The sequence below is a fragment of the Salinivibrio sp. PR5 genome, assembly GCF_001996085.1.
Taxonomy (GTDB): Bacteria; Pseudomonadota; Gammaproteobacteria; order Enterobacterales; family Vibrionaceae; genus Salinivibrio; species Salinivibrio proteolyticus.
Window position 1 is genome coordinate 15,027 of record NZ_MUFK01000020.1, and the last position, 13,476, is coordinate 28,502.

At 48.7% G+C, this 13,476-nt stretch carries 14 protein-coding genes; 6 read left to right on the plus strand and 8 right to left on the minus strand.

Annotation, left to right across the window (positions count from 1 at the left end; translation table 11 throughout):
* Positions 1–36 precede the first annotated feature (36 nt).
* From BZG82_RS08840 to thrS, 8 genes are all read right to left on the minus strand, one after another.
* Complete coding sequence (locus BZG82_RS08840) at positions 37–840, minus strand: PhzF family phenazine biosynthesis protein (protein WP_077765645.1); 804 nt, start codon at positions 838–840, stop codon at positions 37–39.
* Positions 837–1,127, minus strand: coding sequence for a hypothetical protein (locus BZG82_RS08845; protein WP_077765646.1), 291 nt, complete (start codon positions 1,125–1,127; stop codon positions 837–839). Before BZG82_RS08845 ends, BZG82_RS08840 begins: the two co-directional genes overlap by 4 nt.
* The gene (locus tag BZG82_RS08850) at positions 1,124–2,068 is read right to left on the minus strand and encodes a phosphotransferase (protein ID WP_077765647.1); all 945 of its coding nucleotides are present in this window, start codon (positions 2,066–2,068) and stop codon (positions 1,124–1,126) included. Before BZG82_RS08850 ends, BZG82_RS08845 begins: the two co-directional genes overlap by 4 nt.
* Positions 2,069–2,129: 61 nt before the next feature.
* Positions 2,130–2,342, minus strand: coding sequence for a hypothetical protein (locus BZG82_RS08855; protein ID WP_077765648.1), 213 nt, complete (start codon positions 2,340–2,342; stop codon positions 2,130–2,132).
* Between the two features lie 337 nt (positions 2,343–2,679).
* Positions 2,680–3,033 (minus strand): 50S ribosomal protein L20, encoded by a 354-nt coding sequence (gene rplT, locus BZG82_RS08860; RefSeq protein WP_069587639.1) that lies wholly within the window; start codon positions 3,031–3,033, stop codon positions 2,680–2,682.
* A gap of 38 nt (positions 3,034–3,071) precedes the next feature.
* The gene (gene rpmI, locus BZG82_RS08865; RefSeq protein ID WP_069587638.1) at positions 3,072–3,266 is read right to left on the minus strand and encodes a 50S ribosomal protein L35; all 195 of its coding nucleotides are present in this window, start codon (positions 3,264–3,266) and stop codon (positions 3,072–3,074) included.
* A 95-nt stretch (positions 3,267–3,361) separates the two neighbouring features.
* The gene (infC, locus tag BZG82_RS08870) at positions 3,362–3,907 is read right to left on the minus strand and encodes a translation initiation factor IF-3 (RefSeq protein ID WP_069587637.1); all 546 of its coding nucleotides are present in this window, start codon (positions 3,905–3,907) and stop codon (positions 3,362–3,364) included.
* A 3-nt stretch (positions 3,908–3,910) separates the two neighbouring features.
* Positions 3,911–5,839 carry a threonine--tRNA ligase gene (gene thrS / locus BZG82_RS08875; RefSeq protein WP_069587636.1) on the minus strand — a complete coding sequence of 643 codons (1,929 nt, stop codon included), beginning with the start codon at positions 5,837–5,839 and terminating at the stop codon, positions 3,911–3,913.
* 252 nt (positions 5,840–6,091) lie between these two features.
* On the opposite strand from thrS, the gene hutC reads away from it, so the two are divergent.
* The 6 genes from hutC to hutH all read left to right on the plus strand — a co-directional run bounded on the left by hutC (position 6,092) and on the right by hutH (position 13,279).
* Positions 6,092–6,796, plus strand: a complete 705-nt coding sequence (gene hutC, locus BZG82_RS08880; RefSeq protein WP_077765649.1) for a histidine utilization repressor — start codon at positions 6,092–6,094, stop codon at positions 6,794–6,796.
* A gap of 62 nt (positions 6,797–6,858) precedes the next feature.
* Entirely contained in the window at positions 6,859–7,641 is a 783-nt protein-coding gene (locus BZG82_RS08885) for a substrate-binding periplasmic protein (RefSeq protein ID WP_077765650.1), read from the plus strand.
* 161 nt (positions 7,642–7,802) lie between these two features.
* Complete coding sequence (gene hutI, locus BZG82_RS08890) at positions 7,803–9,026, plus strand: imidazolonepropionase (protein WP_077765651.1); 1,224 nt, start codon at positions 7,803–7,805, stop codon at positions 9,024–9,026.
* Positions 9,023–10,039 carry a formimidoylglutamase gene (hutG, locus tag BZG82_RS08895; protein WP_077765652.1) on the plus strand — a complete coding sequence of 339 codons (1,017 nt, stop codon included), beginning with the start codon at positions 9,023–9,025 and terminating at the stop codon, positions 10,037–10,039. The genes hutI and hutG overlap by 4 nt, the downstream gene beginning before the upstream one ends.
* A 2-nt stretch (positions 10,040–10,041) precedes the next feature.
* Positions 10,042–11,730 (plus strand): urocanate hydratase, encoded by a 1,689-nt coding sequence (hutU, locus tag BZG82_RS08900; RefSeq protein WP_077765653.1) that lies wholly within the window; start codon positions 10,042–10,044, stop codon positions 11,728–11,730.
* Positions 11,731–11,740: 10 nt separating this feature from the next.
* A complete protein-coding gene (gene hutH / locus BZG82_RS08905) occupies positions 11,741–13,279 on the plus strand; it encodes a histidine ammonia-lyase (protein WP_077765654.1) in 1,539 nt (512 codons plus the stop codon).
* The last annotated feature ends 197 nt before the right edge of the window (positions 13,280–13,476 follow it).

Here is a 13,476-nt window from a genome sequence, read left to right on the forward strand (position 1 = left end):
TGCACCTTGAAAATATACCGCGAGGAAAATAAATGACTACTTCTTGCTTAAATCCAGCTTTCCGCTAAATACGGTTACTGCTTGGCCTTGTAGCAACACATGGTCTTCGCTAAGAGTCATCTTGATATACCCACCGCGTGCGGATGCTTGATAACCGATAAGTTGCTTTTTACTCAACGCTTGTGACCAATACACTGCCAACGCGCAATGCGCCGAACCCGTCACAGGGTCTTCGTTCACCCCCACCCAAGGGGCGAAGTAGCGAGAGACAATATCGACCGTATTATCAGAGCTTGCCGCAGTCACCACCAAGCCACGTCCAGGCTGCGTATTTAGCGCCGCAAAATCCGGAGACAGCGCTTTTACATCGTCTTCAGAATCAACCACCAATAGCTCTTTTTCGCCAAAGCAATAACTCGTGCGGATACCAGAGCCATGTAGACCTAAAGCTTCTAGCCGCGATGGGGTTGGCGTTACTTCTATCAGCTCAGGAACAGGAAATGCCATCGCTATCCCCTCACGTTGTACCGTCACCTCAAGAGGTCCAGACTGCGTATAAAAAGTGACATTGTCACTAATTTTGACGTCACCACGCTCGGCCAGAACATGTGCTGTGGCGAGTGTGCCATGACCGCAGAGTGCGACTTCTACTGTCGGTGTAAACCAGCGTAAGGACATGGTATCTAAGGCAAGAAATGCGGTTTCAGATACCGCCATTTCCTCGGCAATAGCCAACATGGTAGCTTCATCCAACATGGACGCCGAGATGCACACCCCTGCCGGGTTTCCCTGAAACAATGACGCGCTAAAGGCATCAACCTGATAGATATCAACAATCATGATTTCATTCCAAGCCGGCGACGCAGCGAATGATACATTTCCATGATAAAGGTCGTAAAGCCAACGATAGGATCGTGTTGAATGTAATCCTCGATTGCATTGAGATTAATCTGGCGGAATTTTTCAATCGCAGTCTCCGCACAATCAGCAACAATCACATCTCCTTCGATGATCAATCCCTGCTCTAACAATGCTTCTTTTTCAGCAAGATAGCTGGGGGACTCCTTGATCAAGTAAGTAAACTGGTCACAGTTGTTAGGCTGACAAAAAAAGACGTATTGGTTCATCGTATATCCTTATCGTTTTTGAGGTAGTGAGCGACACGACACCACTGCCGAGAAAAAGGCAGAAAATCTTGATGAGGAATAAAGCGCTTTGCAGCAACATTATTATGTAAGTACACCTGCTCTAGCGGCCAAATATGGTGATCCGCATATATCCCCCAAGCTCTGGCTCCATCTATCAGTTCCTCGCCAGCCAATGGTAAATGCGACGTATAGCCGCCAATAAAGGCACTTGATAGCAGAGGATCCATTTGAAACATATATGCACATGCCCGTATCACATCATAGGCAGGAGGCATATTCTGCAATAAATCCCAATCAATCAGCCCTGACACTGCACTATGCCTATCAAAAAAGAGATTAGCCTGATGGTAGTCGCCGTGAATTAGTTGACGCTGAGTGGCTATTTTGTATTGGTGCACACCGTTGTTATTCGCTAAGTACTCTTGCTGTTTTTCAGCACGGCGCATTGCCCAGTAGTTGTCAACACTGGTAGGTGCCTGACGAATTCGTTTGATGATCGTTTCCAGTTTGAGTAGCCACGCCTCTTTTTCCCAACTAAGGGTAATAGACGGAAAGGCGCTACCATCATGCTGAACAAGCGCACTATGCACGAGTGCGAGCGCAAAACCTGCCGATTTAGCCTGAACTGACGAGAGTTTACTCACAGAGTTCCCATGAGCAGCAGGGTACAGCGCGTAAGATGCACCATTAAATTTGATTAACGTTAACGCTTTGTCCGTGAAGCAAGGAGCAATCACAAACGGCAGCTGGGCCGCTAACGAGCGCTGAATCTGATGAGACTGTAAGATTTGCTCGTCAGTTAAGGTTTGATAACAGCGCAGAAAGTAGGTATGCCTAGCATGAATCTTGTACGTAACATTCACTGCCCCACATTCGACTTTTTCAATGGACGAGCAGTGACCGATGCAAGGCCAATGCATTAACAGTCTATTTAAATCTTTAGCATTGATGAGTAGTACTCCGAGCTCCAAAAATCTGTCATTAACGGCGCGCTTTCACTGCTTCTGCATACAACGCTTTTACTCCATGCCCTAGAACTTCGATTTGAATACCCTCAAACATCGCCGCATCAAGATATTGCAGTGTTCTTTTCGGCGTGAGTTTTATCGCACCTGCAGGCTTGTTACCGTGCATTTTGATATAACGATACATAAGCCCAATCTGCTGGAATAAACTCATGCTGTATTGGGTCATACTCATCACAATCAGGCGACCACCCGGTTTTAATACTCGCTTTGCTTCAAGTAATGCTGCTAGCTCAAGTACTACCCCGAGGTTCTCTAACTCAGCAAGTCTCGATTTTGCTGTATCTATAACGACCTGACCAACAAAGCATCAGTGAAACTGTGCCTACTTAAAGTGCGAAGGCATTATGCATCTTATTATCAAAGCAATATACCACGGTATTTTAGTGAGATGGCGTACCCATCACTCATTTTAATATGCACGAAGTGTAATTATCTAGACACGAAGAACTAACAAAAAAGGAGAGCCGAAGCTCTCCTTTCTCAGCAATTCTTTACTGTAAAAATTACAGTGAAGCTTTCGCTTTTTCTACCAGCACAGAGAATGCTGCTTTGTCATATACCGCGATATCGGCAAGGATCTTACGATCGATTTCGATAGATGCCTTTTTAAGACCGTTAATCAGACGGCTGTATGACATACCGTTTTGGCGAGCCGCAGCGTTGATACGTGCGATCCACAGTTGACGGAATTGGCGTTTCTTCTGGCGACGGTCACGGTAAGCATATTGACCAGCTTTCGTTACCGCCTGAAAAGCTACGCGGTATACGCGTGAACGCGCACCATAGTAGCCTTTCGCTTGCTTCATTACACTCTTGTGACGTGCACGAGCTTGTACACCACGTTTTACGCGAGCCATTGTGTCTCTCCTAAACTAAATAAACTAAAACTAAAAACTTATGCGTATGGCAGCATGCGAGCTACTTGCGCGGTTTCGCACGCTGGTAGGATCGCGTTTGGACGCAGCTGACGCTTGTTCTTAGTAGTACGCTTAGTCAGGATGTGACGTTTGGTTGCGCGCTTGTACTTGAAGCCACCAGCAGTTTTCTTGAAACGCTTAGCAGCACCTTTGTTGGATTTCATCTTAGACATGATGAATAACTCCGCATTGTGTTAATAACATAGCAATTTGGCGAACAAAACGGCCGCACCTTTCGGCGCAGCCGATCGTTACTTGGAAGCCAAAATTACTTCTTCTTAGGGGCAAGAACCATGATCATTTGACGGCCTTCGATGCGTGAAGGGAAGCTTTCTACTGAAGCGATTTCAGCAGTGTCTTCTTTCAAGCGGTTCAGCACGTCAACACCGATGCTTTGGTGCGCCATTTCGCGACCACGGAATCGGATAGTAACCTTGACCTTGTTACCCTCTTCAATGAAGCGAACCAGGTTGCGTAGTTTTACCTGATAGTCGCCTACATCTGTACCAGGACGGAATTTAACTTCCTTAACCTGAATAGTCTTTTGTTTTTTCTTCTGCTCTTTCGCAGCTTTACTCTTCTCGTAAAGGAATTTGCCGTAATCCATAATACGACAAACCGGCGGCTCAGCGTTCGGACTGATCTCGACCAAATCTAAGCTTTCAGCTTCCGCTTTCGCAAGCGCTTCATCAAAGGGTACGATACCGAGTTGTTCGCCGCTGTCATCAGACAATCGAACTTCTTTGACACCACGAATTTCGTTGTTTAGACGATGAGCGTTCTTCTTTGCCGGGGCTTTTCTTGCGCCTTTAATACCTTATTCCTCCACAATATTGAGTGTTCGATCTTGCACTTCTTGCTTCAATTGAGCTAAGAAATCGTCAATCTTGAATTTACCCAAATCTTTACCTTTACGGGTCCGTACTGCGATTTCACCAGCTTCCATTTCTTGGTCACCACAAACCAGCATATACGGAACACGCTTCAGAGTGTGTTCGCGGATTTTAAAGCCAATCTTCTCGTTTCTCAAGTCCGCAGATGCTCTAAATCCAGCTTTTTGCAGTTTTTTCGCAATCTCTTGCACATAATCAGCTTGGTTATCCGTGATATTCATCACAACCGCTTGCTGTGGTGCGAGCCATGCAGGGAAGTGTCCTGCGTATTCTTCGATAAGAATACCGATGAAACGTTCCAATGAGCCCAAGATAGCGCGGTGGATCATTACTGGCGTATGGCGTTCGTTATCTTCGCCAACATAGGTGGCACTCAAACGCTCTGGTAAGGCAAAATCGAGTTGCACCGTACCACATTGCCAAGCGCGATCGAGGCAGTCATGCAAAGTAAACTCAATTTTCGGACCATAGAACGCGCCCTCACCTTCTTGAACTTCAAATGGAATATCCATTGAAGTCAGCGCTTGGTTTAACGCCTCTTCGGCACGATCCCACATTTCTTCTGAGCCAACACGCATTTCAGGACGTGTAGACAGTTTGACTTCAATGTTCTCAAAGCCAAATGTTTTGTAGGTATCGTAAACCATTTCGATACACGCACTTACCTCTTGCTGAACCTGCTCAGGCGTACAGAAGATGTGGGCATCGTCTTGGGTAAAGCCACGCACACGCATGAGACCGTGCAGTGCACCTGATGGCTCATTTCGGTGGCAGCTACCAAATTCCGCCATACGCAATGGCAGATCGCGATATGACTTCAGGCCTTGGTTAAAGATCTGCACGTGACCTGGGCAGTTCATTGGCTTAAGTGCATATTCACGGTTTTCAGAGTTAGTGGTAAACATGTAGTCAGCATACTTGTCCCAGTGACCAGAACGCTCCCACAAGATACGGTCCATAATTAATGGACCTTTAACTTCCTGATAATCATACTCAGTCAGTTTGTCGCGAATAAATTGCTCAAGCTCACGGAAGATCGTCCAGCCATTATGATGCCAGAATACCATCCCGGGCGCTTCTTGCTGCATATGGTACAGGTCAAGTTGCTTACCCAGTTTACGGTGATCGCGCTTCGCGGCTTCTTCGAGACGCACTAGGTGTGCTTTAAGTTGCTTTTTATCCGCAAATGCTGTGCCGTAAATACGCTGCAGCATTTTGTTGTCGCTGTTACCACGCCAGTACGCGCCCGCTACGTTCAAAATTTTGAAGTTCTGACAGAAGCTCATATTCGGCACGTGTGGGCCACGACACATATCAATGTATTCTTCGTGGTGGTACAAGCCCGGACGGTCGTCGCGTGATACATTCTCATCCAAGATTTCCATCTTGTATGACTCACCGCGCGCTTCAAACGTATCGCGAGCTTCTTGCCAGCTGACGTTTTTCTTAACGACTTGATATTTGGTTTTCGCCAGCTCTTTCATGCGTTTTTCAATCGCATCGAGATCGTCTTGAGTTAACGACCGCTCAAGATCGATATCGTAATAAAAACCATTGTCGATGGTTGGACCAATCGCCATTTTGGTTTCTGGGAAAAGCTGCTTAATTGCGTGACCTAACAAGTGAGCACATGAGTGACGGATAATTTCTAAACCGTCTTCATCTTTCGCGGTAATGATTTCTAGCTGTGCGTCAGTTTCAATAAGGTCGCAAGCGTCAACACGCACGCCATCAACACGACCGGCAATACACGCTTTGGCAAGGCCTGGGCCAATATCACTGGCAACATCAAAAGTAGAAACGGGGTGGTCAAAAGCACGCTGACTGCCGTCAGGGAGGGTAATTACAGGCATTGATAACAATCCTTCTCAGTGGTGCCACACACCAAGTGGCACATGAATGTATTTCACGGTTTGAGAATAACCGCGCAGAATAAGTAAGCGTCGATTATGAAGATACCGCTTTTGTGATGCAAGTCATCCCCTAAATTAATTCCCTTTTCTTTTCGTCTTTATCACCCCATTTGCGCCTGCCAGTCACTTGATTTTGTTATAAACTTCATCAATGCTCATTTGTATACACAATAAACAATGAAAGGATCACGCATGGCCAAAGCGCCCCGCTTTCAGCAAATCAAAGACTACATCTTAAACAAGATTGAGCAGCAAGTGTGGCCTGTGGGCGCGCGTATTCCTACTGAGCATGAGCTCTGCGCGCAGTTTAATGTAAGTCGCATGACAGTGAATAAAGCGGTACGCGATTTGGTAAACGAAGGCCGGCTTGAGCGTACACCGCGACTAGGCACATTTGTTACGCAACCCAAAGCAGAATCGCCGCTAATGGATATCCGCAACATTGCTGATGAAGTAACGGCGCGAGGCCAAACCTATCGTAGTGATATTCGCACCCTAAAACGGATATCGGCCTCTGCAGATGTCGCGATGCGCCTAGGTGTCATGCTTGGCACGGACGTCTTTTTTAGCGAGATAGTGCACTACGCCGATAATGTCCCTCTGCAGCTAGAGCAACGCTGGGTTAATCCTGCATTGGCCCCCGATTATCTGCATCAAGACTTTAGTCAACACACGCCCAACGAGTACCTGTCGCAGGTATGTCCTGTGAATACCATTGAACACACGGTAGAGGCGATTATCGCCTCGGATTCGGTCCGCCAAGCGCTAGCGATGAAAGCCGACGAACCGTGCTTGCTCCTGCACCGAAGAACATGGAGCCAACAAACGTTGGTCAGTGCGGCACTACTCTACCATCCCGGCACCCGTTACAAGCTGACTTCACGCACCGATCGATAAAAGCGGATACATGTGTGTCCTAGGCTATAGTTACTGAGAAGTCACTGTTGGGATGAAATTAGATGAGCATTCGTTTGATTCGCCGGTGGGTTTTGACAATCGCATGCGCGCTAATTGTCAGTACTTTTCCTGCTACAGCGTCCGAGCCTACCATTCGTCTAACTAACGGGGAATTTTCTCCACTGATGTCGGCGCGAGCCAAACATGGTGGGCTGGTAAGCCATATTGTTTCCGAAGCGTTAGCAAGCAGTGGCTATCAAGTTGAGTATGGATTTTTCCCTTGGAAGCGCGCCTATATCATGGCAAAGAATGGACGGTGGGACGGATCGGTTGGATGGGGTTATACCGACGAGAGAGCTGAAGATTTTGTTTATTCAGACGCAATCTTTCCCGCCCGTGAGTACTTTTTCTATCGTGAGGGCTTTGTATTTGATTGGCAAGAAGATAGCGATCTTCAAGGCATCAAAATTGGCGTAAATCGAGGATATTTGAGCCAAAACGTTCTTCAAAATATGCAAGAACGCGGTTTAAACATTAATTACCTAACAACAACGACAGAATTACAAAACTTACGTGCATTGCTCGGAGGTCGAGTTGATGTTGTCGTTTGTAACGATCTCGTCGCTAAACGCTTGCTCAACGAACATTTTTCGCTTCAAGAGCGTGACATTATCGTACAGCACCCTCGCCCTTTTACTGAAAGTCCATTACATGTCATTGTGAGCAACAATATTGAGCACACTGAAGAAGTTATCTTGGCTATTAATCGCGGTCTGGGGGCCTTACGCGAATCCGGCCGTTACCAAGCATTGCTCGATGAATTCGAAGCCGGTGGGTATGAATAGCAGCTGCGATTAATCTACTCACGATTCCTCACTAACTCATCTCTAAATTCCCACAGAAACGATCGAACTGATCACAAAACCTTTACATCCCCTCTTGTGCCCAACCTCTTATTTGTCTATACATTTGTATAGACATTTAAAGAGGTAGTAAGGCATCACCGATGAGAAAGGTATATACGAACGCCAAATTAGTGACTATCGCCACCGATGTTTATGCATCTGACGGTTACAGCTGCCAAGAGAACCAAGCTATCGCAGTTGAAGACGGTAAAATTGTCGCCTTAGGACACGACGCTGAAGCGTTGGATTGGCCCACCCAATCACTAAATGGCAAGTTAGTGACGCCGGGATTCATCGATAGCCATACCCATTTAGTTTTTGCAGGTAACCGTGCCGGCGAGTTTGAACAGCGGTTGAACGGTGTGCCATATCAAACCATTGCTGCTCAAGGTGGTGGCATTCTTTCGACAGTAAAAGCGACACGAGCAGCCAGTGAAACAACCTTATTGGAACTGGCTCTACCGCGCGCCAATGCGTTGATACGTGACGGCGTCACAACAATGGAAATCAAATCCGGTTATGGGCTCACGCTGGAAGATGAGCTAAAAATGCTACGTGTCGCGAAATTGATAGACCAACACTTGCCGGTCAATGTATCAACAACGCTATTGGCTGCACATGCACTGCCACCTGAATACCGTAATGATGCAGATAGCTACATTGATTTTGTCTGCGAGACGATGATTCCGGCTGCGGCAGAACAACAACTGGCAGATGCTGTTGATGTGTTCTGCGAGAGTATCGCTTTCAGTGTCGATCAAGCAGAGCGTGTTTTTGCCGCCGCTAACGCTCATGGCTTAAAAATAAAAGCCCACACCGAGCAACTTAGCGATCTTGGCGGCAGTGTCGCTGCAGCCAAAGCCGGCGCTTTATCCGTGGATCATATTGAGTATCTGTCAGAGGCCGATGTACAAGTCCTCGCTGAATACGACACCGTCGCCACGCTGCTACCCGGTGCGTTTTACTTCTTACGTGAAACACAGCAGCCTCCTATTGCCGCTCTTCGTGAAAGCCGCGTCCCTATGGCGCTTGCCACCGACTTTAACCCCGGCACCTCACCGTTTGCATCACTCACGTTGATGATGAATATGGCATCAACTTTATTCGGCTTAACCCCCAAGGAAAACTTATACGGTGTCACACGCCATGCCGCGCAAGCATTGGGTTTAGCACACAAAGGACAAATTGCCGTCGGGTTCGATGCCGACTTAGCCGTATGGGACTGTGAAACGCCAGCCGAGCTCAGCTACATGGTCGCTACCGCCCCACTACTCGGTCGTATCGTCAATGGTGATTGGTATGATGAGCAAGGAGTCCGAGGATGAAACATATACCAGCCGATATGTCGCTATGGCAAGGACGGACCGATCCTGAAGATGGCGAGCGCGGGCTACGTTTGCATCAACGTATTCAAGCACTGAGTGACGAGAGTTCGCGTGCGGGGACTGTCTTATTTGGCTTTGCGTGTGATGAAGGTGTCGCGCGCAACAAAGGCCGTCAAGGCGCGGCGCTGGCACCGGATGCTATCCGTCAATCACTCGCAAACCTCGCTTGGCATCAATGTCCGCCATTATTTGATGGTGGCACTATCGCCTGTGACGACGGTGATCTTGTCTTAGCACAGCAAAGCCTAAGCGCACAGATTGCGAATGCACTTCCTCATCACAATGTACTAACGCTGGGTGGCGGGCATGAAACGGCGTGGGCAAGCTTTCAAGGCTTATCCAGTTATTTGTCGCGCCAATCGTCTGAAAACGGCCAGCGCGCTCCTAAAATTGGCATTATCAATTTTGATGCACACTTTGACTTGCGTACGCCCCAAGGGCTGAGTCAGGAAGGTAGCTCAGGGACGCCCTTTGCACAAATTGCGCAGTTTTGCCAACAACGAGACTGGCCATTTCATTATGCTTGCTTAGGCGTCAGCCGCACCAGCAATACCCAAGCCTTATTTGATAAAGCAGAGCAGCTTAATTGCTGGGTCGAAGAAGACACCCAGATGCACACTGACGCACTGCCGGCACTTAAAACCAAGCTCACCCAATTTATCCAAGGGTGTGATTATCTCTATCTCACTCTCGACATGGATGTTTTCCCAGCCGCAAGTGCACCCGGCGTTAGTGCGCCTGCCGCTTATGGTGTGCCCGTTCATGTCATCGAGCCTTTGCTCCAACACATCTTTACCGATGCCCACCAGCAGGCCATTCGTATTCCTGTGTGTGACATCACCGAAGTGAACCCAAACTATGACCGCGATCAACAAACCAGCCGCCTGGCCGCACGCATGGCATGGTCAATGTTGCATGCATCGCCGACCCGTATCGACAATCAAGGAGAGTAACCATGACGGATCCACGTTTTGACTCACGGACCATCCAAGCACCAACAGGAACGAAACTAAACGCTAAAAGTTGGCTGACCGAAGCGCCTTTACGCATGTTGATGAATAACTTACATCCAGATGTCGCCGAGCATCCGCATGGACTGGTGGTTTACGGAGGTATTGGTCGAGCCGCACGCAACTGGCAATGCTATGACAAGATTGTCGAGGTGCTAAAACGCCTTGAAGATAACCAAACCTTACTCGTGCAATCCGGTAAACCCGTTGGGGTCTTTACCACTCATAAAGATGCACCTCGTGTTCTGATTGCCAACTCAAACTTGGTGCCTCATTGGGCAAATTGGGAACACTTTAACGAGCTCGATAAGCAAGGCCTGATGATGTACGGCCAAATGACTGCAGGAAGCTGGATCTACATTGGCTCGCAGGGCATTGTGCAAGGCACTTACGAAACCTTTGTTGCGGTTGCTAAAAAGCACTTTGGCGGTGAAGCCAAGGGACGTTGGATCTTAACGGGGGGTCTGGGTGGCATGGGTGGCGCTCAGCCACTTGCTGCAACCATGGCGGGTTTTTCGATGATTGCGGTTGAGTGTGACGAAAGCCGTATTGATTATCGCCTGCGCACTGGCTACGTCGATCGCAAAGCAACGTCACTCGATGAAGCGCTTGGAATGATTGAAGACGCCAAACAGTCCGGTAAGCCCGTCTCTGTCGGTCTATTAGCCAATGCTGCCGATATCTTCCCAGAACTAGTGGCACGAAACATCACGCCTGATGTGGTTACCGATCAAACGTCAGCGCACGACCCTCTAAACGGCTACTTGCCGCAAGGCTGGACGATGGAGCAAGCCGTCGCACAACGAAAAGAAAACGAATCTGAGGTCGTCAAAGCGGCAAAAGCATCGATGGCAGTACAAGTTAAAGCCATGCTTGAACTCCAATCTCGCGGCGCGGCGACGCTAGATTACGGCAACAATATTCGCCAAATGGCATTAGAAGTGGGCGTTGAAAATGCGTTTGATTTTCCGGGCTTTGTCCCTGCGTATATTCGTCCTCTGTTCTGTGAAGGTATTGGGCCATTCCGCTGGGCAGCATTATCCGGCGATCCCGAAGATATCTATAAAACTGACCAAAAAGTAAAAGAGCTGATCCCCGATGATCCGCACCTACACAACTGGCTAGATATGGCAAAAGAGCGTATTCAATTCCAAGGGTTACCTGCGCGCATTTGCTGGGTCGGCCTTAAAGATCGGGCACGCTTGGCGTTGGCTTTCAATGAGATGGTAAAAAATGGCGAACTCAAAGCGCCTATCGTGATTGGTCGCGACCATCTGGATTCTGGCTCGGTTGCCAGCCCTAACCGTGAAACCGAGGGCATGATGGATGGCTCTGATGCTGTCTCTGATTGGCCTTTACTCAACGCGCTACTTAATACCGCATCAGGCGCGACCTGGGTGTCACTTCACCATGGTGGCGGTGTCGGTATGGGCTTCTCGCAACATTCAGGGGTCGTGATCGTGTGTGATGGTACCGATGACGCCCATGCACGTATTGGTCGAGTGCTCCATAACGACCCTGCAACTGGAGTGATGCGCCACGCTGACGCGGGGTATGACATCGCGATTAATTGTGCCAAAGAACAGAACCTAGATTTACCGCTGCTGGATATTCCTAACCAGCCGCTGCGCTAAGGAGAGCAAAATGACCACATTGACGTTACAACCGGGCGAGCTCACGCTTGCCCAGCTACGCCAAGTGAGCCGTAAACCGGTAAAGATCGCATTTGCAGATGGCATTGAAGCCACCATGAAAGCAAGCACAGACACAGTTGCTGAGGTCCTTGACCAAGGACGTGTGGTTTATGGCATCAACACAGGGTTTGGCTTACTTGCCAACACCCGTATCGAACTTGATGACTTGGAAACACTGCAGCGCTCCATCGTATTATCTCACGCAGCTGGCATTGGCGAGTTTATGGATGATGCTACAGTACGATTGATGATCGTGCTAAAAATTGCCAGCCTTGCGCGCGGCTATTCGGGTATTCGTTTTAGCGTCGTCGAAGCGTTGGCAGCACTGATTAATCATGAAGTATATCCCTGTATTCCCAAGAAAGGCTCTGTTGGCGCTTCAGGCGACCTCGCACCTTTGGCGCATATGAGTACTGTTTTATTGGGTGAAGGCCAAGCACGCTACAAAGGCGAAGTGATCTCAGGTGAAGCCGCGCTCAAAATTGCCGGGCTGTCCCCGATCACGCTTGGGCCTAAAGAGGGCCTTGCACTACTTAACGGTACGCAAGCATCCACGGCATTTGCACTAGAAGGCTTGTTTGAAGCCGAAGATTTGTATGCTGCCGCCACTGTGTGTGGTGCCCTATCTGTCGAAGCGGCATTGGGAAGTCGCCGGCCGTTTGATCCTCGCATTCATGCTGTGCGTGGACATCAGACGCAAATGGATGCCGCCGCTGCCTATCGTCATCTACTGGGTGAAACCAGTGAAATTGGCGATAGCCACCAAAACTGTGAAAAAGTACAAGACCCATACTCGCTGCGCTGTCAGCCGCAAGTGATGGGCGCGTGTTTACAGCAAATTCGCCACGCTGCCGACGTATTGACCACCGAAGCCAATGCAGTATCTGATAATCCTTTGGTTTTCCCAGAAGATGGTGACATCCTCTCTGGGGGCAATTTCCATGCTGAGCCGGTGGCGATGGCAGCGGATAACCTCGCGTTAGCCATTGCCGAGATTGGCAGCTTATCTGAACGTCGTATGGCCCTGCTTATCGATAGCAACCTCAGCAAGCTGCCTGCATTTTTGGTTAACAATGGTGGCGTTAACTCGGGCTTTATGATCGCGCAAGTCACCGCCGCCGCGCTCGCAAGCGAAAACAAAACCTTAGCACACCCAGCCTCGATTGACAGCTTGCCCACATCGGCCAACCAAGAAGATCATGTATCTATGGCTACCTTTGCCGCCCGTCGCCTCAAAGACATGAGCAGTAATACACGTGGGATCCTCGCCGTTGAGTTGCTTTCTGCTTGCCAAGGTATCGACTTCCGAGCACCGCTGAAAAGCTCAGAGAAATTGGAGCAGGCGAAGGCGGAGCTACGTGGCGTCGTGCCTTTTTATGACAAGGACCGTTACTTTGCCCCTGATATTGAAAAAGCAAATGCACTCCTCCAAACAGGCACCTACAATCGTCTGATGCCTGCTGGCGCGTTGCCAAGTTTGCATCAATAAGTTGCGCGTTATCTACATAATCTAACCATGAGTGAAACGGCCCTGTCCTAACGAATCGTGTTAACACACGCATAACTAAGGATTTGGGTCGTTTTTTATATAAAGTGTCGCCATCTCCACAGATATTGGGCGAAATCATAGGCTAATATATAACCAATCGCTGTTACTTCCCCCTGACCTCGATGTAACGGAGTCGC

What these genes read in the sequence shown, in the direction of transcription:
- BZG82_RS08840 (WP_077765645.1), bottom strand. Translation starts at nt 840, where the DNA reads ATGATTGTTGATATCTATCAGGTTGATGCCTTTAGCGCGTCATTGTTT.
- hutH (WP_077765654.1), top strand. Translation starts at nt 11,741, where the DNA reads ATGACCACATTGACGTTACAACCGGGCGAGCTCACGCTTGCCCAGCTA.
- thrS (WP_069587636.1), bottom strand. Translation starts at nt 5,839, where the DNA reads ATGCCTGTAATTACCCTCCCTGACGGCAGTCAGCGTGCTTTTGACCAC.
- BZG82_RS08885 (WP_077765650.1), top strand. Translation starts at nt 6,859, where the DNA reads ATGAGCATTCGTTTGATTCGCCGGTGGGTTTTGACAATCGCATGCGCG.
- hutG (WP_077765652.1), top strand. Translation starts at nt 9,023, where the DNA reads ATGAAACATATACCAGCCGATATGTCGCTATGGCAAGGACGGACCGAT.
- BZG82_RS08855 (WP_077765648.1), bottom strand. Translation starts at nt 2,342, where the DNA reads ATGACCCAATACAGCATGAGTTTATTCCAGCAGATTGGGCTTATGTAT.
- hutI (WP_077765651.1), top strand. Translation starts at nt 7,803, where the DNA reads ATGAGAAAGGTATATACGAACGCCAAATTAGTGACTATCGCCACCGAT.
- BZG82_RS08845 (WP_077765646.1), bottom strand. Translation starts at nt 1,127, where the DNA reads ATGAACCAATACGTCTTTTTTTGTCAGCCTAACAACTGTGACCAGTTT.
- hutU (WP_077765653.1), top strand. Translation starts at nt 10,042, where the DNA reads ATGACGGATCCACGTTTTGACTCACGGACCATCCAAGCACCAACAGGA.
- hutC (WP_077765649.1), top strand. Translation starts at nt 6,092, where the DNA reads ATGGCCAAAGCGCCCCGCTTTCAGCAAATCAAAGACTACATCTTAAAC.
- rpmI (WP_069587638.1), bottom strand. Translation starts at nt 3,266, where the DNA reads ATGTCTAAGATGAAATCCAACAAAGGTGCTGCTAAGCGTTTCAAGAAA.
- BZG82_RS08850 (WP_077765647.1), bottom strand. Translation starts at nt 2,068, where the DNA reads ATGCATTGGCCTTGCATCGGTCACTGCTCGTCCATTGAAAAAGTCGAA.
- rplT (WP_069587639.1), bottom strand. Translation starts at nt 3,033, where the DNA reads ATGGCTCGCGTAAAACGTGGTGTACAAGCTCGTGCACGTCACAAGAGT.